Here is a 21,752-nt window from a genome sequence, read left to right as displayed (position 1 = left end):
CCGCGTCAGCGGGTCAGGGCCAGCGACGTCAGCTGCGCCACACCCCAGCTGAGGGGTACGCACACGGCCACCAGCGCGGTGGCCCGCAAACTCGCGGCCGTACGCAGGACCTTGGCCGGAGCGCCGATGTCGGTCAGGGCCTCGCGGCCGGCGGCTCGGCCCTGGCGTGCCTCCACCGCGGATGTGAGAAGGGTCGCGGCGGCGCACAGGGCGACCAGGGCCGCGGCCGGTCCGGTCAGCGGGCCGAGCGGGACGAGCAGCCCGCCCCGGTCCCGCAGGGCCAGGGCGGTGAGGGCGGCCGCCCCGACCGCGCAGAGCACCCCCAGCGGCGGGCCGAGCCGGGGCGCCTCCTCCTGGAGGGCCCGGCCGGCCAGCAGACGGAGCGCGCCCGGGCGTACGGCCTGGACCAGCGTGCCGCAGGCGTAGGCCAGGCCGGGCCCGGCGAGGGCGAGGCCGACGGCGGTGAGCGACCAGCCGACGAGCATGCCGGGACCGCCCCGCCCGGCGTAGCCCAGGGCCGCGAGCCCGCATGCGGTGAGCGCGATGCCCCACGGCAGCCCGGTCTGCGGGGCCAGGGGCCTGCTGCGCCGGGGCAGGGTGAGGGCGGCGGCGGCCGACGCGGTCAGCGGGAGCAGGACCAGGAGGGTGAGCGCGGCCGCCACCGGCAGCGGCTGGCCGGCATGGAGCAGCCGGGCGCCGGCTCCGTCGAACGGCAGCCCGGCCAGATCCCCGCGCAGGTGGAGGAAGGCGGCCAGGGCGAGCGCGCTGCCCAGGGTGCACGCGACGGCGGTGGAGATCGCCGCGATCAGGCTGAGCCGTACGGGTCCCAGCCCGGCGGCGTCCAGCCCTTCCCGGGGCCGGGTCGCCGGGTCGGTACGGGCCACGGCGACGGCGAATTGGACGGTGGCGGCCAGCGGCACCAGGGCCCACAGCAGGCGAGGGAACGATCCGGCGGGGCGGGCCACAGCCTCGGCGAGCACGTAGAGAAGGAGGAACCCGGTACCGGCCGAGGCGGCGGCGACGAGGAGCCGGCGCAGCTGGACCAGCGGCCGGGAGCCGCGGGCTAGGCGGAGAGCGAGCACGCGGCCTGCCCCTCCGCGGTTCCGGAGGACGGGGGACCCGGCTGCCCCGCGGCGGCCATGGCCGTGGCGGCGGGCCGGCCGTCGAGCAGGGCCAGGCGCCGGTCGGCGGCGGCCGCGGTCTCCTCGTCGTGGGTGGCCAGCACCACGGTGATCCCGTGCGAGCGGGCCGCGGTGGTCAGCGTACGGAGCAGCAGGGCGCGCTCGGCCCGGTGCAGCGGGGCCGTGGGATCGTCGCCGAAGATCACTGCGGGCTCGTTGACCAGGGCCCGGGCCAGCGCCACCCGCTGGGACTCGGCCCGGGTGAGCGCGGAGGGGCGCTTGCGGGCGAAACCGCCGATGTCCAGGCGGTCCAGCCATTCGCAGGCGGCGTGCTTGGCGCTGCGGTGCGAGGCACCGGCGATCAGCAGCGGCAGGGCCGCGTTCTCCCACACCTTCAGCTCGGGCAGCAGCTGGGGCTCGGGGCCGATCCAGCCGAACCGGTCGCGGCGCAGCCGCTCGCGGGCCAGGGCGCCCATCGTGTGCACGGGGACGCTGTTGAACCAGACCTCGCCCTGCTCGGGGCACAGCTGTCCGGAGAGGCAGCGCAGCAGCGTGGTCTTGCCGCTGCCGCGCGGGCCGGTCAGGGCCAGGATCTCGCCCTGGCGGATCCCGGCGGAGACCCCGATGAGGCCGGGGGAACCTCCCCCAGACTTCGTCCGGGGGGACCCCCTGTGGGAGTAGTGAAGGGACCGTGCCCAGAGCAGATCGTCTTGGGGTGGGGCATTGTCGGTCGGGGCATTGTCCGGTGGAGCCACCATGGCGTACACCTCCGTCCGGGGGAACGAAGCGGAGCCTGCTGAAGTCACTGGCGCCGCACTGAGATGTAAAGAGATGAACGCGATGGATGGCGACAGCACACGGCCCGGACCCCCGCGTTCTCACTCGAACGGAGGATCCGGGCCGTGTGGTCGGACGATTTACAGCTTGGTCCACGCCTCGGTGAGCACCGAGCGCAGGATGCCTTCGATCTCGTCGAAGGTGCCCTGGTCCGCGATCAGCGGCGGGGCCAGCTGGATGACCGGGTCGCCTCGGTCGTCGGCCCGGCAGTACAGGCCGTTCTCGAAGAGCGCCTTGGAGAGGAAGCCGTAGAGCACGCGCTCCGTCTCCTCGTCCGTGAAGGACTCCTTGGTGGCCTTGTCCTTGACGAGCTCGATGCCGTAGAAGAACCCGTTGCCGCGGACGTCGCCGACGATCGGCAGGTCGTGCAGCTTCTTCAGCGTCGAGAAGAAGGCGTCCTCGTTGTCCAGCACGTGCTGGTTGAGGCCTTCCTTGTCGAAGATGTCGAGGTTGGCCAGCGCGACCGCCGAGGAGACCGGGTGGCCGCCGAAGGTGTAGCCGTGCAGGAAGGTGTTGTCGCCCTTGTAGAACGGCTCGGCCAGCTTGTCCGAGATGATGCAGGCGCCGATCGGGGAGTAGCCCGAGGTCATGCCCTTGGCGCAGGTGATCATGTCCGGCACGTAGCCGAACTTGTCACAGGCGAACATCGTGCCGAGGCGGCCGAAGGCGCAGATCGTCTCGTCGGAGACGAGCAGCACGTCGTACTCGTCGCAGATCTCACGGACCCGCTGGAAGTACCCGGGCGGCGGCGGGAAGCAGCCGCCGGCGTTCTGCACCGGCTCCAGGAAGACGGCCGCGACGGTGTCGGCGCCCTCGAAGAGGATCTCCTGCTCGATCTGGTCGGCGCACCAGCGGCCGAAGGCCTCGGGGTCGTCGCCGTAGATCGGGGCGCGGTAGATGTTGGTGTTCGGCACCTTGTGCGCGCCGGGGACCAGCGGCTCGAAGGGGGCCTTCAGGGCCGGCAGACCCGTGATGGACAGGGCGCCCTGCGGGGTGCCGTGGTAGGCGACCGCACGCGAGATGACCTTGTACTTGGTGTGCTTGCCCTGCAGCTTGAAGTACTGCTTGGCGAGCTTCCAGGCGGTCTCGACGGCCTCGCCGCCACCGGTGGTGAAGAAGACCTTGTTCAGGTCGCCGGGGGCATAGTCGGCGAGGCGCTCGGCGAGCTCCACGGCCTTGGGGTGCGCGTACGACCAGATGGGGAAGAACGCGAGTTCCTGCGCCTGCTTGTAGGCGACCTCGGCCAGTTCCTTGCGGCCGTGACCGGCGTTGACCACGAACAGGCCGGCGAGGCCGTCGAGGTAGCGCTTGCCCTTGTCGTCGAAGATGTAGGTGCCCTCACCACGCACGATGGTGGGCACGGGTGCGTTCTCGTAGGACGACATGCGGGTGAAGTGCATCCACAGGTGGTCGTACGCGGTTTTGGAGAGGTCCTGGCTCACGGGCTATCGAGTTCCCCACATGTAGGTCTGCTTCTTCAGCTTCAGGTAAACGAAGCTTTCGGTTGATCGCACGCCGGGGAGCGTGCGGATCTTCTTGTTGATCGTTTCCAGCAGGTGGTCGTCGTCCTCGCAGACGATTTCCACCATCAGGTCGAACGAGCCCGCGGTCATCACCACGTACTCGCATTCGGCCATTGCGGTCAGGGCGTCGGCCACCGGGTCGAGGTCTCCCTCGACGTTGATGCCGACCATGGCCTGGCGCCGCAGGCCCACGGTGAGCGGGTCGGTGACGGCGACGATCTGCATGACGCCCTGGTCGAGCAGCTTCTGCACGCGCTGGCGCACAGCCGCTTCGGACAGGCCGACGGCCTTGCCGATGGATGCGTAGGGACGGCGACCGTCCTCCTGCAGTTGCTCGATGATCGCCAGGGACACAGCATCGACCGAAGGGGACGGTTGTCTGTTCCTGGAATCTGCGCTTCGACTGACCACGACCACACTGTGCACGAGGAGTCGTCTGTTCCGCAAGACGGAATCGATGAAATCCGTTGTTTGGCGACTCCGATCTCACTGATTTCGTAGTTGGTGGTGTCTGGCTCTGTCGAAAGCGTCCGCCGAGGAGCTACCCTTGGGGAATCGTCTCAATCGTTGGACATGTGATCAGGAGTGTGGCTGTAGTGACCACCGAACTGCGTCGTCTGCGCAACTACATCGGCGGAGAGTTCAAGGACGCCGCCGACGGCCGGACCACCGAGGTGGTGAACCCGGCCACCGGCGAGGTGTACGCCACCGCACCGCTCTCGGGTCAGGCCGATGTGGATGCCGCCATGGCCGCGGCCGCGGCCGCCTTCCCGGGCTGGCGCGACACCACGCCCTCCGAGCGTCAGAAGGCGCTGCTGAAGATCGCGGACGCCTTCGAGGCCCGCGCGGACGAGCTCGTCGCCGCGGAGTCGGAGAACACCGGCAAGCCGCTGGGCCTCACGGCCAGCGAGGAGCTGCCGCCGATGGTGGACCAGATCCGCTTCTTCGCGGGCGCCGCCCGCCTGCTCGAGGGCCGCTCGGCCGGCGAGTACATGGAGGGCATGACCTCGATCATCCGCCGTGAGCCGGTCGGTGTCTGCGCCCAGGTCGCGCCGTGGAACTACCCGATGATGATGGCCGTGTGGAAGTTCGCCCCGGCCATCGCCGCGGGCAACACCGTGGTGCTCAAGCCCTCGGACACCACCCCCGCCTCCACCGTCCTGATGGCGGAGATCATCGACTCGGTCCTGCCCAAGGGCGTCTTCAACGTCATCTGCGGTGACCGCGAGACCGGCAAGGCCATGGTCGAGCACTCCACCCCGGCGATGGCCTCCATCACCGGCTCGGTGCGCGCGGGCATGCAGGTCGCCGAGAGCGCCTCGAAGGACGTCAAGCGCGTCCACCTGGAGCTCGGCGGCAAGGCCCCGGTCGTGGTCTTCGAGGACGCCGACATCGCCAAGGCCGTCGAGGACATCGCCGTCGCCGGCTACTTCAACGCCGGCCAGGACTGCACGGCCGCCACCCGCGTGCTCGTGCACGAGTCGATCCACGACGAGTTCGTGAGCGCGCTCGCCAAGGCCGCCGCCGACACCAAGACCGGCCAGCCGGACGACGAGGACGTGCTGTACGGCCCGCTGAACAACCCGAACCAGCTCAAGCAGGTCGCGGGCTTCATCGAGCGCCTCCCGGCGCACGCCAAGGTCGAGGCGGGCGGCCACCAGGTCGGCGAGAAGGGCTACTTCTACGCCCCGACCGTGGTCTCCGGCCTGAAGCAGGACGACGAGATCATCCAGAACGAGGTCTTCGGCCCCGTCATCACCGTCCAGCCCTTCACGGACGAGGCCCAGGCCCTGGAGTACGCGAACGGCGTCGAGTTCGCCCTCGCCTCCTCCGTGTGGACCAAGGACCACGGCCGCGCGATGCGGATGTCCAAGAACCTCGACTTCGGCTGCGTGTGGATCAACACCCACATCCCGCTCGTCGCCGAGATGCCGCACGGCGGCTTCAAGAAGTCCGGCTACGGCAAGGACCTCTCCGCCTACGGCTTCGAGGACTACACGCGCATCAAGCACGTGATGACCTCGCTCGGCGGCTGATCGGCCGCATCGGTCAGAGCAGGCCGTTGACGGGGCGGGCGGTAGACAACATGTCTATTGCCCGCCCCTTCGCGTTCACCGAGGCTGAGGCCATGCCTCAACTCGCCTACTCCCGCCGCGCCGCACTGCGCGGCCTCGGTGCCACGGGCCTGCTGGCCGCCCTCACCGGCTGCGGAGTACCCGCCGCCTACGTCCCCGAGGACCGGCGTGAAGGAGTCGACCGCTCCGAGCGGGACCGGAGCCTCACCTTCTCCAACTGGCCGCTGTACATCGACACCGACGAGGAGGACGAGGAGCGCCGTCCGACGCTGGACGCCTTCTCCGAGCAGTCCGGCATCGAGGTCCGGTACACCGAGGAGATCAACGACAACGACGAGTTCTTCGGCAAGGTCAGCCCGGCCCTGATGAACCGCCAGGAGACGGGCCACGACCTGGTCGTGGTCAGCGACTGGATGGCCGCCCGCTTCGTCCACCTGGGCTGGGCCCAGAAGATGGACCGCTCGGCGCAGTCCAACGTGGACAGGTACCTGGACCCGCAGCTGCGTTCCCCCGCCTTCGACGAGGGCCGGCTGCACACCGTTCCCTGGCAGTCGGGGATCACCGGCATCGCCTACAACCGCAAGGCTCTGGGCCGGGAGATCAAGTCCGTCAAGGACCTCTGGCAGCCGGAGCTCGCGGGCAAGGTCACCCTCTTCTCCGGTCTCGACGAGTCCTTCGCCCTCCTGATGCAGGGCGACGGCGTGGACGTCACCCGCTGGACGGACTCCGACTTCCACCGGATGTGCGACCAGGTCGAGAGCATGGTGAAGAAGAAGCACATCCGCCGCTTCACCGGCAACGACTACACCTCCGATCTGAGTAAGGGCGACGTCCTGGCCTGCCAGGCCTACTCCGGTGACGCCATCCAGCTCCAGGCCGACAACCCGGACATCGAGTTCGTGGTTCCGGAGGAAGGGGCCGAACTCTGGGCGGAGAGCCTCCTCGTGCCCAACCTGGCCCGGCACAAGGCCAATGCCGAGGCCCTGATCGACCACTACTACGCCCCGGAGGTGGCCGCGGAGCTCGCCGCCTCCGTCAACTACGTCTGCCCGGTCCCGGCCGCCCGCGAGGTCCTGGCCGGCTCCGGCGACAAGGAGACCGCCGAACTGGCCGAGAATCCGCTGATCTTCCCCGACGACGACATGCGCAAGCGGCTGGTCGTCGCCCGGGACATCTCCTCGGCCGAGCGCCGCTCCCTCGCCCGCCGGTGGAACGCGATCGTCGGGCTCTGATCACGGTCCGGCCACGGAATTGAACGCGTTCACCAATTTGGCTGAACGTGTTCAGAAAGATGCGTACGCTTCCTTCCATGAGCGAGAGAAGCGCCCTTCAGCGGCGGATCCGTGCCTGGCTGACCCTGTTCCTCGTCTGTCTCGTGCTCAGCGGGCTCACCGCCTTCCCGCTGGTCAGCGAACTCCGCTGGGCCAACGCCCTGGTGGACAACGAATGGCTGCGGCGGGTGGGCGACGGGCTGGGCCGCGCCGATGCCGAATACCCCTTCCTCCTCTACGGCACCGACTGGCTCGCCTTCGCCCACCTGGTCATCGCCGTCTTCTTCTACGGCGTCCACCGCGACCCGGTGCGCAACATATGGATCGTCGAAGCCGGCATGATCGCCTGCGCCGGCATCATCCCGCTGGCCCTGATCTGCGGCCCGATCCGCGGGATCCCCTTCTGGTGGAGCGTCATCGACATGTCCTTCGGCGTCTTCGGAGTGATCCCGCTCCTGGTGCTCCACCGCATGATCAAGCGCCTTGAGGCCATGCCCGCGTAGTTGAGGGCCTACCGTGCGAAAGCCGCCATCACGATGCCGAGAGCGACCGGGTTCATGTCCTGGCCCTTGGCGTCGGTGGAGTTCACCGAATACACGAGGGTGCGGGAGAGGTCACGGGTTCCGCCGATCGCCGTGTTGTAGCCGTACCGGCCGCCGGTCTTGCCCCAGGCCACGGTGCCGTCGGGCAGGACCATCCTGGACATCCCCGCCGTCAGAGCGGCGTCCTTCCCGCTCGCAAAATCCTTCACCGCCGGTACCGTGAACATCTCCTCCAGCTGGGCCTTCGGCACGATCCGCCCGCTGAACAGGGCTATGGTGAACCGCTCCAGATCGGCCGTGGTCGAGATGATGTCCCCCGCCGCCCATCGGTCCGAAGAGTTCCACTCGGTGACGTCCCGCAGCTCCCTGGAGCCGTCCGCCCCCACCACCGCCTGGTAGCCCCGGTTGTGCGGACCGTGGATTTTCGTCTGAGTCCGGGCCGGGAACGAGGTCTGACGCAGACCCAGGGGCTTCAGGATCCGCCGGGCGACCGCCTCCTCGTACGTCGTGCCCGTCACCTTCTCGACGAGCGCGCCCAGCACCGTGTAGTTGATGTTCAGGTAGTGCTGGGCCGTGCCCGGCGTGAACTCCGGCTTCTTGGCGAAGGCATTGGCCAACTGGGTCTGTGGGTCGGTGACGTCGAAGCGGTGCTCCCACTGTGCCTCGAACGAGTCGCCCGGGCCGCCCGCCGCCGGAATGCCGCTGGTGTGGTTCAGCAGCTGCCGGACGGTGACCGTGCCGTAGGCGTCGGGGACGGTCCGCGGCAGGTACTGCCGCACCGGCCGGTCGAGATCCACCGTGCCCTCGGCCGCCAGCTGGAGCACCACCGCCGCGGTGAAGGTCTTGGTCACCGAGCCGGCCCGGAAGTGGCCCTGCTCCACGGCCTCCCGCCCGGTGCGGATGTCCGCGACCCCCGAACTCCCCTGCCAGCTCCCGCTCGTACCGCCGACGCGGACCAGCGCGGCCGTCGCGTCCTTGTGCTCCGGACCCAGCCCGGCGATCGCCTTCTCCAGCGCCGCCGCGTCGGGTGGCGTCCGGACGACGGGCGCGGCCGAAGCGGCCGGGCCGGCTGCCGGTGCGGCATGGGCGACGACCGGACCGGAAGCGACCCCCAGCACCAGAGCGGCGGCGATCAGTGTGCGCGTACGAGCGTTCATGACGGGATCCCCCTGCGAGACATCCGGGGCCACTGCGGCCTCCGATGACTCAATGCTGCTGGTCAGAAGGGTAGTTGCGGATCACCCCACGGAGGGGTCTTCGGCGGTACGACAACTCACCGGCGCGAGGGAGCCGACACGCCCGGCCCTCACTCCCCAGAGGGAGATACCCCAGAGGGAGTGCCTGCCCCCGCCCCCGTCGGCGCCGCCCCCGCCGCGATCATGCCCGTCTCGTACGCGCAGATCACCGCCTGGATCCGGTCGCGCAGCCCCAGCTTCGCCAGCACGTTCCCCACGTGCGACTTCACCGTGTGCTCGCTCACCACCAGCGCCGCCGCGATCTCGGCGTTCGAAAGTCCGCGCCCCAGGTGCAGCAGCGTTTCCCGCTCCCGCGCCGTCAGCACCTCCAGCCGGTCCGCGGCGAGCGCCGGGACCGAGGGCCGCGCCGTCGCCGCCGTGTACTCCTCGATCAGCCGCCGCGCCACCGAGGGCGCCAGCAGCGACTCGCCCGCCGCCACCACCCGTACCGCGTGCACCAGATCGTCCCGCCGCACGTCCTTCAGCAGGAATCCGCTCGCCCCCGCGTGCAGTGCCTCGTACACGTACTCGTCCGAATCGAAGGTCGTCAGCATCACCGTCCGGCACGCGCTGCGCGCCGTGATCGTCCGGCACGCCTCGATCCCGTCCAGCACCGGCATCCGGATGTCCAGCAGCGCCACGTCCGGCGCGTGCCGGGCCACCGCCTCCACCGCCGCCGCGCCGTCCCCCGCCTCCGCCACGACCTCGATGTCCTCCTGGGCGTCCAGGATCATCGCGAACCCGCTGCGCACCAGCTCCTGGTCGTCCGCCACCACCACACGGATCGTCAAATCCCCACCTCCACCTGCGAGGTTACAAGTGCCACCCGTACCAGATACCCCTTCCCGCCCGGCCCCGGACCGGCCTCCACCGTCCCGCCGTGCGCCGCGGCCCGCTCCCGGACCCCGATCAGGCCGTGCCCGCCGGAACCGCCCCCGGCCGGCCCCCGCCCGTCGTCGGTCACCGTGATCGTCAGCTCCTCTGCCGCGTGGTGGAGCCGGACCGCCACCCGCCGGGCCGCGGCGTGCTTCACCACGTTCGTCAGGGCCTCCTGCACGATCCTGTACACGGCCGTGTCCACCGCCGGGGCCAGCGCCCGGACCTCGCCGGTCTCCTCGTACGAGACCTCCGGACCGCCCTGCCGCACGCGGTCGAGCAGCCGGGGCAGCGCCGCCACCCCCGGCTGGGGTTCACGCGGCGCCGGACCGTCCTCCCTCAGCAATCCGAGCATCGCCCGCAGCTGCACCATCGCCTCCCGGCCGGTCTCCGAGATCGCCTCGAAGGCCGCCTCCGCCCGCTCCGGGGCCCGGCGAACGGCCACCGGACCGGCCTCCGCCTGCACGATCATGATGCTGACGGAATGCGAGAGGATGTCGTGCATCTCCCTTGCGATCCTGGCCCGTTCGCGCGCCACGGCCTGCTCGGCCTCGATCCGGTTCGCCCGCTCCAGCTGCGCCGCCCGGTCCTCCACGGCCGCGGTGTAGGCCTGCCGCGTGAACTGGAGCCGGCCCAGCGCGTAGGCGGCGCCCGCACAGAACATGGTGAAGGACAGCTCCCTGGCCGAACCCGCGGCCAGTCCCACGGACGCGAAGACGGCCGCCACCGAGAGAGCCCCGACCGCCGCCCGCACCCGTGCGGGGCACAGCAGGGCGACCGTGTAGAAGGCCATGAGCCCCGCGTACGGCAGGGGCTGCCCGGGTCCGTCGAGCGCCACCTTGTAGACCCCGCCGACCAGCAGGATCACCATCAGTACGGTGACCGGCCGGTGCCGCCGCCACGCCAGCGGCAGCACCCCCAGAGTGGTCATCGCGTACGAGCCCCAGCTCACGGCCGGCAGCCCGGCCTCCCGCGGCAGCACGAACGGCATCGTGACGGCCAGCTGCACCAGCAGCGTCAGACCCAGATCCACGACCCACGGCCAGGCCCGGCCCAGCCGCACGGCCCGGCCGCGTATCGCGCGTATCGCGCCTGTCACCGGCCGAGCTCGGCCCGTACGGCGGTCAGCGCGTCCACCCGGTTCGTGGTGATCGAGTCGACCCCGGCCTCGGCGAGCGCCCGCATCGTCCGCTTGGTGTCCGCGGTCCAGGCCGACACCAGCAGGCCGTCCCGGTGCAGCGCGTCCGTCAGCTCCCGGGTGACCAGCCCGAACCGGTAGTTGAGCCAGCGCGGGGCCACCGCGTCGATCAGCACCCGGCGCGGCGGCGACAGCGTGGTCCAGGTCAGCGCGATCTCCGCGCCCGGATCGGCGGCGCGGACCGCCAGCATGGTGTTCGGACCCGCGCAGTAGTAGGTGCGCTCGCGCGCCCCGCACTCGCGGACCTGGTCCACGACGGTCCGTACCGCCTCGTACGAGGCACCCGGAAGGTCGATCATCAGCCGTCCCGCACCGGCCGCCAGTACCGCCTCGCGCAGCGTCGGAATCCCGCCCCCCGTCAGCTCCTTGAGCTGCGGGGCCGTGACGGCGTCGAGCCGCACGTCATGGCCCCACAGCCGCTGGAGCGTCTCGTCGTGGAGCAGGACCGGCACCCCGTCGCGGGTCAGCCGTACGTCGATCTCGACCGCGTCCGCCCCGCGCGCGAACGCGGAGCGGATCGAGGACAGGGTGTTCTCACGGACACGGTAGGGATCGCCGCGGTGGCCGACGGCAGTCAGGGTGCGCATGGCCCCATTCTCAGGGGCGGCGGGACCGGGGCGATGTCAGCGCGCGAGCCAATCGGCGGTGTACGCGTCGATCTCCGCGCTGATCTTCGCCTTGCCGGCCGCGTCCAGGAAGGAGGCCTCGACGGCGTTCTTGGCGAGCTGGGCCAGACCGCGCTCGTCGAGGTCGAGGAGGCGTGCCGCCACCGCGTACTCGTTGTTGAGGTCGGAGCCGAACATCGGCGGGTCGTCGCTGTTGATGGTGACGAGCACGCCCGCGGCCACCATCTCCTTGACGGGGTGCCGGTCCAGGTCGGTCACCGCGCGGGTGGCGATGTTGGAGGTCGGGCAGACCTCCAGCGCGATGCGGTGCTCGGCCAGGTAGGCGAGGAGCTCGGGGTCCTGGGTGGAGCTGGTGCCGTGGCCGATGCGCTCGGCGCCCAGGTCGCGGATCGCGTCCCAGACCGTCTCGGGGCCGGTGGTCTCGCCGGCGTGCGGGACGCTGTGCAGACCGGCGGCGCGTGCCTGGTCGAAGTACGGCTTGAACTGGGGGCGCGGGACGCCGATCTCGGGGCCGCCCAGGCCGAAGGAGACCAGGCCCTCGGGACGCAGGTCGACGGCGAGGCGGGCGGTCTCGGCGGCGGCCTCCAGGCCGGCCTCGCCGGGGATGTCGAAGCACCAGCGCAGGATGACGCCGAGCTCGGCCTCGGCGGCCTTGCGGGCGTCCTCGATGGCCTCCATGAAGGCCTTCTCCTCGATGCCGCGGCGGGTGGAGGAGTACGGGGTGATGGTCAGCTCGGCGTAGCGGATGTTCTGCCGGGCCATGTCACGGGCGACCTCGAAGGTCAGGGTGCGTACGTCGTCGGGGGTGCGGACGAGGTCGACGACCGACAGGTAGACCTCGATGAAGTGCGCGAAGTCGGTGAAGGTGAAGTAGTCGGCGAGCGCCTCGGGATCGGTCGGGACCTTCGAGTCGGGGTGCCGGGCGGCGAGTTCGGCCACGATGCGCGGTGACGCCGAGCCGACGTGGTGGACGTGGAGTTCCGCCTTGGGCAGCCCCGCGATGAAGGGGTGCAGGTCGGTCATGAGGGTGCCTCCGGGAGGGCGCGCGTGCGGTCAGATCGGCCTTCATCGTAGGCAGGCCGGTGACTGTCGGTGGCAGCGCTTAGCATGGCCGTACGAGAGGGGGGTGCCGCATGACCGACCAGAGCCCTGAGCCGAGGGACCCGTGGGCGCCGCCGGAGCGGCCGGCGGTGGACCTGGGCAAGCAGCAGGCCGCGCCGGGAGTGCCGGGCCCGCCGTCCGTGCACGACCAGCCGACGGTCATCGAGATGCCGGGGGCGGGAGCACCGCGGCCCGCCCCGCAGTCCACGCCGACACCGACCCCCACCGCACCGCCCGCGTACGGCTATCCGTCCCAGCCGGACACGAGCGGTTACGGATATCCCACCGCTCCGTCCGCGATGCCGGGGTACGGGTATCCCGGCGACGCGGGGTACCCCGGGTATCCCGGGTATCCCGGATATCCGGGCAATGCCGGCTACCCGCTGTACGCGGCGCCGAAGAGCAACGGCTTCGGCGTCACCGCCCTCGTCCTCGGCATCATCTCCGTGGTCGGCTGCATCACCAGCTTCCTGGCCATCGGGATCGGGATCGCGGCGGTCGTCTTCGGTGCCCTGGGCAAGGGCAAGGCGACCCGCGGCGAGGCCGACAACGGCGGGATGGCGCTGGCCGGCATCATCCTCGGCGGGATCGGCATCGTGCTGGGCGCCCTCATGCTGCTCGCCATGTTCGCCCCGTTCATGGACGGGGAGTGGGACGACGACTCCGGCTACGAGAGCCCGTACTCGAACTCCCGGACGCGCGAGAAGATATGAGCCCCGGGCCGAGGCCCGGGGCTCATGCTCAGAGGCGGGACGCCCACGGCCAGTCGGCGTCCCGGCCTCGCTCGATCAGGGACACCATGCGGAAGGCGGCGTCGGTGAGCCCGCCGAAGGTGTGCCGGTTCGCGGCACCGGACGGGGCGTGGCCCACCCGGTAGCTCGCCAGGTTCCAGGTGTACACCGGCACCGTCTGCGGCACCTCGGCCGTCGGGTCACCGGCGTGGCCGTACGAGGCGGCCTGCTCGTCGGTGACGATCAGCACCCGGTCGTGGCCGCGGTAGTGCTTCCTGACGGCCTCGGCCGTGTAGGTCCCGCCGAGGTTCCCGAACCGCTCCAGCACCTTCAGCACGGACTCGCCCCGCACGTACGGCACCACCGCGCTGGTCGTGCCGAACTGCACCAGGTCCGCCTCCTCGGCGCGCAGCGCGAGCGCCGCCCCGAACACGGCTGCCGCGTCGGCCCGGTTGAGCTGCGAGCGGTCCGACAGCGGGGACCACATCGACCCGGACCGGTCCACGAGGACCAGCGTCCGGCCGGGCAGCGCAGGTACGTTGGCCAGCGAGTGGCCGAGCGCCCGCTCCAGCGGATACGCCCAGCGCAGCGAGGGCGCGTGCTGGTAGGCGGCCAGGTAGCGGAAGGGGAACTGCCGCGACCGGGCGACGCCCTCCGGGTCGGAGACCTTCGCCGCGACCGCCGCGGCCACCTCGTCCGAGACCCCGGCCTGGTCGAAGTTGCGCAGGTTGCGCAGCAGGGCCATCGCGCCCATGGACGGGATGACCGCCTCCCAGGCGGCCGCGTCCATGGGCCCCTGCAGCCAGCCGGCCAGCGCCTCCCAGGTCATGCCCGCCTCAGCGAGCCGCTCGGCGCCGTCCGGCGCGGTGACCACGGCACGCCGCTCGGACACCGGGAGCTCCATCAGCGCTCGGTGGGCGGCGAGGGTCCGGTTGCCGGCCGGGACCTCGGCGCTCTCCGGGTTGTGCCGGCGGTCGAGGGCGTAGCGGAACAGCTCGCCCTGCCAGGCCTTGGCCGGGTCGGGGGAGGCGTGCACGAGGTTGAGGACGTCCCCGAAGCGGTAGCCCTTGGAGGTGGTGTCGTACTTCAGCAGCGAGGTGCCGGAGTAGAGCCGGCGTACCGCGTCGGCGATGCCGCGCTTCACGGGCTTGGGCACGTTCCGCCCGTACGTCGCCGTCCAGTAGGCCAGCAGCTCACCGGGCTCGTCCGCGCGCCGCAGTACGGAGTCCACGACCTGGCGGTTCGAAGGCCCGTCGGTGGCGCCCGTGTCGAGGCGCGCCTTCACGTACTCGGCGGCGCCGACGAGCGAGGCGGTCCGCATGTTCGCCTCCCCGCGGAGCCAGCCCAGCAGGCCGGCCGTCCACGCGGGGTCCTCGACCGCGAGTCGCCGCACGAGGGCGGCGAATCGGTCGTCGCGGGCCTCGCCGCTCTCGTACGCGGTGCGCTGCGTCACGAAGTTGGCGATCGCGAGCAGGAACAGTTCGGAGCGCGGGTCGCGCAGGTGGCCGGGGCCGCCCTCGTGGGTGCGTGCGCGGCTGGTCGAGCGGACGGGCGAAGTGGGCGAGGCGGGCGCGGACTTGAACGCGCGCAGGTTGAAACGAGCCATGTGAATCCCCCCGAATTCAAAGGAAAGCGGGGGAGGCGTGACGTGCGGGATGCCCGAGATCGGAAGTCGGCGACGGACTTGTGTCAGCTGCTCTCATCATCTGAGCTACCGGCCGGAGCCGGGCGGGACTTGAACCCGCGACCCGCTGATTGGGAGAAGTAACCGTTGCCTGCGCACCGGGCATCCCGCACGCGTGCCTCCCGAGATCAAGGTGGCGGCGGCCTGGTGTCTTTGCAAAAGAAGGAGCCGCAGCCCGCGCACCGGGAGGTGCGTGACGTAGGTGTCCAGAGAACAAGGTCGGCGAAACGACGTGGTGCTCTGCCGACTGAGCTACACCGGCCCGAAAGCCGGTGACGGGACTCGAACCCGCGACCGCCCCATTAACAGTGGAAGTACGTCTCACCTGCGCACCTGGACGAGCCCTACATTAGGTGGCGGCTCACCGGCGCCGCCACGCAATTACGCCCAGGTCATCCGGCGGGCGCCGACCGCAGCCGCTCGCGGGCCTCCATCAGGGCGAAGCCCAGCAGGTTCAGGCCCTGCCAGCGGGCCGGGTCCAGGGCGCGTTCGTCATCGGGCGCCAGGCCGATGCCCCAGATGCGGTCCATCGGGCTCGCCTCCACCAGGACCCGGTCCCCGGTGGTCAGCAGGTACGAGCGCAGCGCCGGGTCGGAGGCGAACTTGTGCACGCTGCCCTCCACCACCACGGCGAAGCGCTCCCGCTCCCATACCGCGTTGTCGAAGCCGCGCACGAGCCGCCCGGCCTTCTTCGCCTCGGCCGGGGTCCGGGCCGCGAGCGCCGCCCGCTCCGCCTCCGCGTCCCCGAAGAGCCGAGCCTTCCCGGCCATCATCCAGTGCTCCGCCGTCGCATACCGGACGTCACCCACAGTGAACTCGGACGGCCACCACTGGCTCAGGCAGCTCGGACCGAGGGTCCCGTCCGGCCTCGGCCGGTGCCCCCAGAACGGCAGGAACTTCACTCGCTCACCACGGCTGACCTGCTTGATCAGTTGGTCGATCATCTCCATGCACGCGAGTCTGGCAGTCGCCACGGACAACTCGTACGGGATTTCCGGCGTGCCTCGACACTTGGTCGACCGAATCCGTCGCGTAATCAAAAGGCAACAACGGAATCACTTGGACAGGGGAGCCTCCTCTGTCAGGATCGGCACTCAATTCGAGCTGTAGCTCGAACTGTAGCTACGGAGAGCGTGAGAGCGTGATGGGCAACCGCTTCCAGGTCAAGGACCGCTTCGCGGACGGCGCGCAGTACATCGATGGGCAGCTCAGGTCCGGCACCTCGGGCCGGTCACACACCGTGGTCGACCCGGCCACCGGGGACGAGGTCCTCACCTACGAACTCGCGAGCACGGCGGACGTCGACGAGGCCGTCGCCGCCGCCAAGCGGGCCTTCCCGGGCTGGTCGGCCGCCACTCCCGGGGAGCGGTCGGACGCCCTGCACCGGCTGGCCGCCGTACTGGCCGAGCAGGCGGAGGACTTCGCCTTCGCCGAGTCTCTCCAGTGCGGCAAGCCGTTCAAGCTGTCCACGGAGTTCGACGTGCCGGGGACCATCGACAACACGGCCTTCTTCGCGGGGGCCGCACGCCACCTCCAGGGGCAGGCGGCCGCCGAGTACTCCGGCGACCACACCTCTTACGTACGCCGCGAGGCCATCGGCGTGGTCGGCTCCATCGCCCCTTGGAACTATCCGCTCCAGATGGCCGCCTGGAAGATCCTCCCGGCCATCGCCGCCGGCAACACCATCGTCCTCAAGCCTGCCGAGCTCACCCCGCTGACCTCCCTGATGTTCGCGCAGGCCGCCAAGGACGCGGGCCTGCCCGACGGCGTGATCAACATCGTCACGGGCGCCGGCCGCGAGGCGGGCGAGCACCTGGTCGGCCACCCCGACGTGGTCATGACCTCCTTCACGGGCTCCACCGGGGTCGGCAAGCGGGTCGCCGAGATCGCCACCGCCACCGTCAAGCGGCTCCACCTGGAGCTCGGCGGCAAGGCGCCCTTCCTCGTCTTCGACGACGCCGACCTGGAGGCCGCCGCGCACGGCGCGGTCGCCGCCTCCCTGATCAACACCGGCCAGGACTGCACCGCCGCGACCCGTGCCTACGTCCAGCGCCCCCTCCACGACGCCTTCGTCGCCCGCGTCGCGGAGCTGATGGAGACCGTCCGCCTGGGCGATCCCTTCGCGCCCGCCACCGACCTCGGCCCGCTGGTCTCCCACGTCCACCGCGACCGGGTGGCCGGATTCGTCGAGCGGGCCCGCGCCTACGCCACCGTCGTCACCGGCGGCGAGATCCCCGGGGGCGAGCTCGCCGAGGGCGCGTACTACCGGCCCACCCTCATCTCCGGCGCCGCCCAGGACAGCGAGGTGGTCCAGTCCGAGATCTTCGGCCCGGTCCTGGTCGTCCTGCCCTTCGACACCGACGACGAGGGCATCGCGCTGGCCAACGACACCCCGTACGGACTCGCCGCCTCCGCCTGGAGCCGCGACGTCTACCGGGCGAACCGTGCCACCCGCGAGATCAAGGCGGGCTGCGTCTGGGTCAACGACCACATCCCGATCATCAGCGAGATGCCCCACGGCGGCTACAAGGCCAGCGGCTTCGGAAAGGACATGTCGGCCTACTCCTTCGAGGAGTACACGCAGGTCAAGCACGTGATGTACGACAACACCGCGGTGGCCGCGAAGGACTGGCACCGCACGATCTTCGGGGACCGATAAGAATCCACCGCCTGACCAGCGGTACACCTCCCGAAAGGGCAACGCGCATGGAGCAGTTCGAGCCCGACCGCCTCTCGGCGGCGCAACTCGCCGCGATGCGGCGCAGCCTCACCAGCGGGCGCGGCGCCCTCACCCGCCGCTCGCTGCTGCGCGCCTCCGGAGTCGGAGCGCTCACCCTCGGAGGCCTGTCCACCCTCGCCGCGTGCGGAATCCCGCCCGCCAAGCGCGAGGGGGACGCGGCGGTGGCCTCCGACGACCACTCGGCACAGGAGAAGGAGATCAACTTCTCCAACTGGACCGAGTACATGGACACCAGTGACGACGAGAAGACCCGTCCCACCCTGGAGGAGTTCACCAAGCGGACCGGGATCAAGGTCAAGTACACCGAGGACATCAACGACAACGTCGAGTTCTTCGGCAAGATCCGCCCGCAGCTCGCCGCCGGTCAGGACACCGGCCGCGACCTGATCGTCGTCACCGACTGGCTCGCCGCGCGCATCATCCGCCTCGGCTGGGCACAGAAGCTGGACCCCTCCCAGCTGCCGCACGCCTACGCCAACCTGATCCCGCAGTTCCGCACCCCCGACTGGGACCCGGGTCGCGCCTACAGCTACCCGTGGACCGGCATCGACACGGTCATCGCCTACAACACCAAGGCCACCGGCGGGAAGAAGGTCGATTCCGTCACCCAGATGCTGGACGACCCCACCCTCAAGGGCCGCGTCGGCTTCCTCACCGAGATGCGCGACTCCGTCGGCATGACCCTGCTCGACCAGGGCAAGGACCCGGGGAACTTCACCACCGCGGACTTCGACGGCGCCATCGGCCGCCTCCAGAAGGGCGTGGACACCAAGCAGATCCGCCGGTTCACGGGCAACGACTACACGGCCGACCTCGACAAGGGCGACCTCGCCGCCTGCCTCGCCTGGGCGGGCGACGTCATTCAGCTCCAGGCCGGCAACCCGGACATCCAGTACGCGATCCCGGCCCCCGGATACATCAGCTCCAGCGACAACCTGCTGGTCCCCGCCAAGGCCCGGCACAAGGCCAACGCGGAGAAGCTCATCGACTACTACTACGAGCCGCCGGTCGCCGCCCAGCTGGCCGCCTTCATCAGCTACGTCTGCCCGGTCGAGGGCGTCAAGGACGAACTCGCCAAGATCGATCCCGCACTCGCGGACAACCCGCTGATCGTCCCGGACAAGGCCATGGCCGCCAAGGCCCACGCCTTCCGCTCTCTGACCAGCGAAGAAGAGACGGCGTACGAGGAGAAGTTCGCCAAGCTCATCGGAGCGTGACGGGTCCCGCCCCCACCGGAATCCCGCACCCGCACCCCGCACTCTTCCGACGACACCACCACCGAAGGCCGCGACCCATGACTGACAAGACCGCGGGCGGCGACGTCCGCCTCGCCGGGATCAGCAAGCACTACGGCACCTTCACCGCCGTGCACCCGCTGGATCTCACCATCCCCCAGGGCTCCTTCTTCGCCCTTCTCGGCGCCTCGGGCTGCGGGAAGACCACCACCCTGCGCATGATCGCCGGCCTGGAGGAGCCCTCCACCGGCACGGTCAGCCTCGGCGACCGGGAGGTCACCGACCTGCCGCCGTACAAGCGCCCGGTCAACACGGTCTTCCAGAGCTACGCCCTCTTCCCGCACCTGAACATCTACGAGAACATCGCCTTCGGCCTGCGCCGCCGCGGCATAAAGTCGGTCAAGAAGCAGGTCGACGACATGCTGGAACTGGTCCAGCTCGGCCAGTTCGCCCAGCGCAAGCCGCACCAGCTCTCCGGCGGCCAGCAGCAGCGCGTCGCCGTCGCCCGCGCCCTGATCAACCACCCGCAGGTGCTCCTCCTCGACGAGCCGCTCGGCGCCCTCGACCTCAAGCTGCGCCGCCAGATGCAGCTGGAGCTCAAGCGAATACAGACCGAGGTCGGCATCACCTTCGTGCACGTCACGCACGACCAGGAGGAGGCCATGACCATGGCCGACACGGTCGCCGTGATGAACGGCGGACGCGTCGAGCAGCTGGGCGCCCCCGCCGAGCTGTACGAGAACCCGGGCACCACCTTCGTCGCCAACTTCCTCGGCACCTCCAACCTCATCGAGGCCTCGGTGGAGTCGGCCGGCTCCGAGGTCGTCGTATCCGCCTCCGGTACGAAGCTCCGGCTGCCCGCGGCCCGCTGCGCGACCACCCCCAGCACGGGCGGAAAGCTGCTGGTCGGAGTGCGCCCGGAGAAGATCTCCCTGGTGCACGCCGACGAGGAGCACACCATCGCGGCCGGCCGCAACAGGATCCCGGGCAGGATCGCGGACTCCTCCTTCATCGGCGTCTCCACCCAGTACGTCATCGACAGCAAGGTCTGCCCCGAGCTGGAGGTGTACGCCCAGAACATCGAGCGGGACACCCGTCTGGTCCCGGGCGCCGAGGTGATCCTGCACTGGAACCCGGAGCACACCTTCGGCCTGGACGCCGCTCAGGACATCGACGCGGGCATCGAGACCGTCGAGGAGAGCGCATGACCGGCCCCGCCGTAGAGACAGCGCCGCCCCAGGCGCCCGCCTCCACCGAACCCCCGGTGCACAAGGCGTCCCGGCGCAAGCGCCTGATCCCGTACTGGCTGCTGCTCCCCGGCATCCTGTGGCTGCTGGTCTTCTTCGTGCTGCCGATGGTCTACCAGGCCTCCACCTCGGTGCAGACCGGCTCCCTCGAAGAGGGCTTCCAGGTCACCTGGCACTTCCAGACCTACTGGGACGCCTTCACCGAGTACTACCCGCAGTTCCTGCGCTCCCTGCTCTACGCGGGCACCGCCACCGTGCTGTGCCTGCTGCTCGGGTACCCGCTGGCCTACCTGATCGCCTTCAAGGCGGGCCGCTGGCGCAACCTGCTGCTGGTGCTGGTCATCGCGCCGTTCTTCACCAGCTTCCTGATCCGCACCCTCGCCTGGAAGACGATCCTGGCCGACGGCGGCCCGGTGGTCGCCGTCCTCAACGACATCGGCTTCCTCGACGTCACCAGCTGGCTCGGCATGACCGAGGGGGACCGGGTGCTGGCCACGCCGCTCGCGGTCGTCTGCGGTCTGACGTACAACTTCCTCCCCTTCATGATCCTGCCGCTGTACTCCTCTCTGGAGCGCATCGACACCCGCCTCCACGAGGCGGCCGGGGACCTGTACGCCCGCCCCTCGACGGTCTTCCGGAAGGTGACCTTCCCGCTCTCCATGCCGGGCGTGGTCTCCGGGACCCTGCTCACCTTCATCCCGGCGAGCGGCGACTACGTGAACGCCGAACTGCTCGGCTCCACGGACACCCGGATGATCGGCAACGTCATCCAGTCGCAGTACCTGCGGATCCTCGACTACCCGACGGCGGCCGCGCTGTCCTTCATCCTCATGGCCATTGTGCTGATCATGGTCACCATCTACATCCGCCGAGCGGGGACGGAGGACCTGGTCTGATGCGTTGGCTTCGCCGCAATCTCGTAGTGATCGCCGGTCTCGGCACGCTCGCGTACATGATCCTGCCGAACGTGGTCGTGACCGTCTTCTCCTTCAACAACCCCACCGGGCGGTTCAACTACGCCTGGCAGGAGTTCTCGCTCGACGCGTGGAAGGACCCCTGTGGGGTCGCCGACATGTGCGGCTCCCTCTCGCTCTCGCTCCAGATCGCCCTGTGGGCCACCATCGGGGCCACCGTCCTGGGCACCGCGATCGCCTTCGCGCTCGTCCGCTACCGCTTCCGGGCGCGCGGAGCGGTGAACTCGCTGATCTTCCTGCCCATGGCCATGCCCGAGATCGTGATGGCGGCCTCGCTGCTCGCGCTCTTCCTCAACATGGGCATCCAGCTGGGCTTCTGGACGATCCTGATCGCCCACGTCATGTTCTGCCTCAGTTTCGTCGTCGCCGCCGTCAAGGCGCGTGTCCTGTCCATGGATCCGCGGCTGGAGGAGGCCGCCCGCGACCTCTACGCGGGCCCGGTGCAGACCTTCGTACGGGTCACCCTGCCGATCGCGGCACCCGGCATCGCGGCGGGCGCGCTGCTCTCCTTCGCGCTCTCCTTCGACGACTTCATCATCACCAACTTCAACTCGGGCAACACCGTCACCTTCCCCATGTTCGTGTGGGGATCGGCCCAGCGCGGTACGCCCGTGCAGATCAACGTCATCGGCACGGCGATGTTCGTCATCGCCGTCCTGGTGGTCCTCGCCGGCCAGATGGTCGGCAACCGCCGCAAGAAGGCACAACCGAAGTAGACCCCTGTAGGGAGTTGGAA

General features: G+C 70.2%; 19 protein-coding genes, 1 tRNA gene and 1 pseudogene. 9 read left to right on the top strand and 12 right to left on the bottom strand.

All coding sequences use genetic code 11. The features are described from left to right. Positions 1–5 precede the first annotated feature (5 nt). The 4 genes and pseudogenes from OHA89_RS11695 to OHA89_RS11680 form a co-directional block, all read right to left on the bottom strand. Positions 6–1,082, bottom strand: a complete 1,077-nt coding sequence (locus OHA89_RS11695; protein WP_266614710.1) for a hypothetical protein — start codon at positions 1,080–1,082, stop codon at positions 6–8. After that, a pseudogene (locus OHA89_RS11690) lies at positions 1,064–1,738 on the bottom strand (ABC transporter ATP-binding protein); the annotation flags it as partial. The pseudogene OHA89_RS11690 and the gene OHA89_RS11695, both read right to left, overlap by 19 nt. A 300-nt stretch (positions 1,739–2,038) precedes the next feature. Beyond that, positions 2,039–3,400, bottom strand: coding sequence for an aspartate aminotransferase family protein (locus tag OHA89_RS11685; protein WP_215145264.1), 1,362 nt, complete (start codon positions 3,398–3,400; stop codon positions 2,039–2,041). A 3-nt stretch (positions 3,401–3,403) separates the two neighbouring features. Next, positions 3,404–3,907, bottom strand: coding sequence for an Lrp/AsnC family transcriptional regulator (locus OHA89_RS11680; RefSeq protein WP_215145265.1), 504 nt, complete (start codon positions 3,905–3,907; stop codon positions 3,404–3,406). Between the two features lie 170 nt (positions 3,908–4,077). Here OHA89_RS11680 and OHA89_RS11675 point away from each other — a divergent pair, with 170 nt between their 5' ends. The 3 genes from OHA89_RS11675 (at position 4,078) to OHA89_RS11665 (ending at position 7,330) form a co-directional block, all read left to right on the top strand. Continuing rightward, on the top strand, positions 4,078–5,517 hold the full coding sequence (locus OHA89_RS11675; protein ID WP_215145266.1) for a gamma-aminobutyraldehyde dehydrogenase: 1,440 nt from the start codon (positions 4,078–4,080) through the stop codon (positions 5,515–5,517). Positions 5,518–5,609: 92 nt separating this feature from the next. Next, entirely contained in the window at positions 5,610–6,788 is a 1,179-nt protein-coding gene (locus OHA89_RS11670; protein ID WP_266614707.1) for a PotD/PotF family extracellular solute-binding protein, read from the top strand. A 77-nt stretch (positions 6,789–6,865) separates the two neighbouring features. Next, complete coding sequence (locus tag OHA89_RS11665; protein WP_257553962.1) at positions 6,866–7,330, top strand: hypothetical protein; 465 nt, start codon at positions 6,866–6,868, stop codon at positions 7,328–7,330. 8 nt (positions 7,331–7,338) lie between these two features. Here the strand turns inward: OHA89_RS11665 and OHA89_RS11660 are convergent, their stop codons facing one another. From OHA89_RS11660 to OHA89_RS11640, 5 genes are all read right to left on the bottom strand, one after another. Beyond that, positions 7,339–8,526 carry a serine hydrolase domain-containing protein gene (locus tag OHA89_RS11660; RefSeq protein ID WP_406366103.1) on the bottom strand — a complete coding sequence of 396 codons (1,188 nt, stop codon included), beginning with the start codon at positions 8,524–8,526 and terminating at the stop codon, positions 7,339–7,341. A gap of 149 nt (positions 8,527–8,675) precedes the next feature. Beyond that, the gene (locus tag OHA89_RS11655) at positions 8,676–9,395 is read right to left on the bottom strand and encodes a response regulator (protein ID WP_406366101.1); all 720 of its coding nucleotides are present in this window, start codon (positions 9,393–9,395) and stop codon (positions 8,676–8,678) included. Next, on the bottom strand, positions 9,392–10,579 hold the full coding sequence (locus OHA89_RS11650; protein ID WP_406366099.1) for a sensor histidine kinase: 1,188 nt from the start codon (positions 10,577–10,579) through the stop codon (positions 9,392–9,394). Before OHA89_RS11650 ends, OHA89_RS11655 begins: the two co-directional genes overlap by 4 nt. Then, complete coding sequence (locus tag OHA89_RS11645; RefSeq protein WP_266614701.1) at positions 10,576–11,265, bottom strand: glycerophosphodiester phosphodiesterase; 690 nt, start codon at positions 11,263–11,265, stop codon at positions 10,576–10,578. Before OHA89_RS11645 ends, OHA89_RS11650 begins: the two co-directional genes overlap by 4 nt. A gap of 36 nt (positions 11,266–11,301) precedes the next feature. Next, a complete protein-coding gene (locus tag OHA89_RS11640) occupies positions 11,302–12,327 on the bottom strand; it encodes an adenosine deaminase (RefSeq protein ID WP_266614699.1) in 1,026 nt (341 codons plus the stop codon). 110 nt (positions 12,328–12,437) lie between these two features. Here OHA89_RS11640 and OHA89_RS11635 point away from each other — a divergent pair, with 110 nt between their 5' ends. Continuing rightward, complete coding sequence (locus OHA89_RS11635; protein ID WP_406366097.1) at positions 12,438–13,118, top strand: hypothetical protein; 681 nt, start codon at positions 12,438–12,440, stop codon at positions 13,116–13,118. Between the two features lie 28 nt (positions 13,119–13,146). Here OHA89_RS11635 and OHA89_RS11630 read toward each other — a convergent pair whose 3' ends face one another. From OHA89_RS11630 to OHA89_RS11620, 3 genes are all read right to left on the bottom strand, one after another. Further along, on the bottom strand, positions 13,147–14,742 hold the full coding sequence (locus tag OHA89_RS11630; protein ID WP_406366096.1) for a TROVE domain-containing protein: 1,596 nt from the start codon (positions 14,740–14,742) through the stop codon (positions 13,147–13,149). Positions 14,743–15,087: 345 nt separating this feature from the next. After that, positions 15,088–15,149: transfer RNA gene (locus tag OHA89_RS11625), tRNA-Ser, on the bottom strand. 63 nt (positions 15,150–15,212) lie between these two features. Beyond that, positions 15,213–15,770 (bottom strand): NADAR family protein, encoded by a 558-nt coding sequence (locus OHA89_RS11620; protein WP_257553956.1) that lies wholly within the window; start codon positions 15,768–15,770, stop codon positions 15,213–15,215. 194 nt (positions 15,771–15,964) lie between these two features. On the opposite strand from OHA89_RS11620, the gene OHA89_RS11615 reads away from it, so the two are divergent. The 5 genes from OHA89_RS11615 to OHA89_RS11595 all read left to right on the top strand — a co-directional run bounded on the left by OHA89_RS11615 (position 15,965) and on the right by OHA89_RS11595 (position 21,732). Continuing rightward, positions 15,965–17,479: a gamma-aminobutyraldehyde dehydrogenase gene (locus OHA89_RS11615; RefSeq protein ID WP_266615362.1), complete on the top strand. Its 1,515-nt coding sequence runs from the start codon at positions 15,965–15,967 to the stop codon at positions 17,477–17,479. Between the two features lie 47 nt (positions 17,480–17,526). Further along, positions 17,527–18,777 carry a spermidine/putrescine ABC transporter substrate-binding protein gene (locus tag OHA89_RS11610; RefSeq protein ID WP_257553955.1) on the top strand — a complete coding sequence of 417 codons (1,251 nt, stop codon included), beginning with the start codon at positions 17,527–17,529 and terminating at the stop codon, positions 18,775–18,777. A gap of 77 nt (positions 18,778–18,854) precedes the next feature. Next, positions 18,855–20,003, top strand: a complete 1,149-nt coding sequence (locus OHA89_RS11605) for an ABC transporter ATP-binding protein (protein WP_406366094.1) — start codon at positions 18,855–18,857, stop codon at positions 20,001–20,003. Further along, on the top strand, positions 20,000–20,938 hold the full coding sequence (locus OHA89_RS11600) for an ABC transporter permease (protein ID WP_257553953.1): 939 nt from the start codon (positions 20,000–20,002) through the stop codon (positions 20,936–20,938). Before OHA89_RS11605 ends, OHA89_RS11600 begins: the two co-directional genes overlap by 4 nt. Next, positions 20,938–21,732, top strand: a complete 795-nt coding sequence (locus OHA89_RS11595; RefSeq protein WP_266614694.1) for an ABC transporter permease — start codon at positions 20,938–20,940, stop codon at positions 21,730–21,732. Before OHA89_RS11600 ends, OHA89_RS11595 begins: the two co-directional genes overlap by 1 nt. The last annotated feature ends 20 nt before the right edge of the window (positions 21,733–21,752 follow it).

Origin of the sequence: Streptomyces sp. NBC_01546 (assembly GCF_045208355.1) — a bacterium.
Classification (GTDB): Bacteria; Actinomycetota; Actinomycetes; order Streptomycetales; family Streptomycetaceae; genus Streptomyces.
The sequence above is the reverse complement of the archived record's forward strand: the minus strand, read 5'-3'. Positions and strand labels throughout refer to the sequence as shown.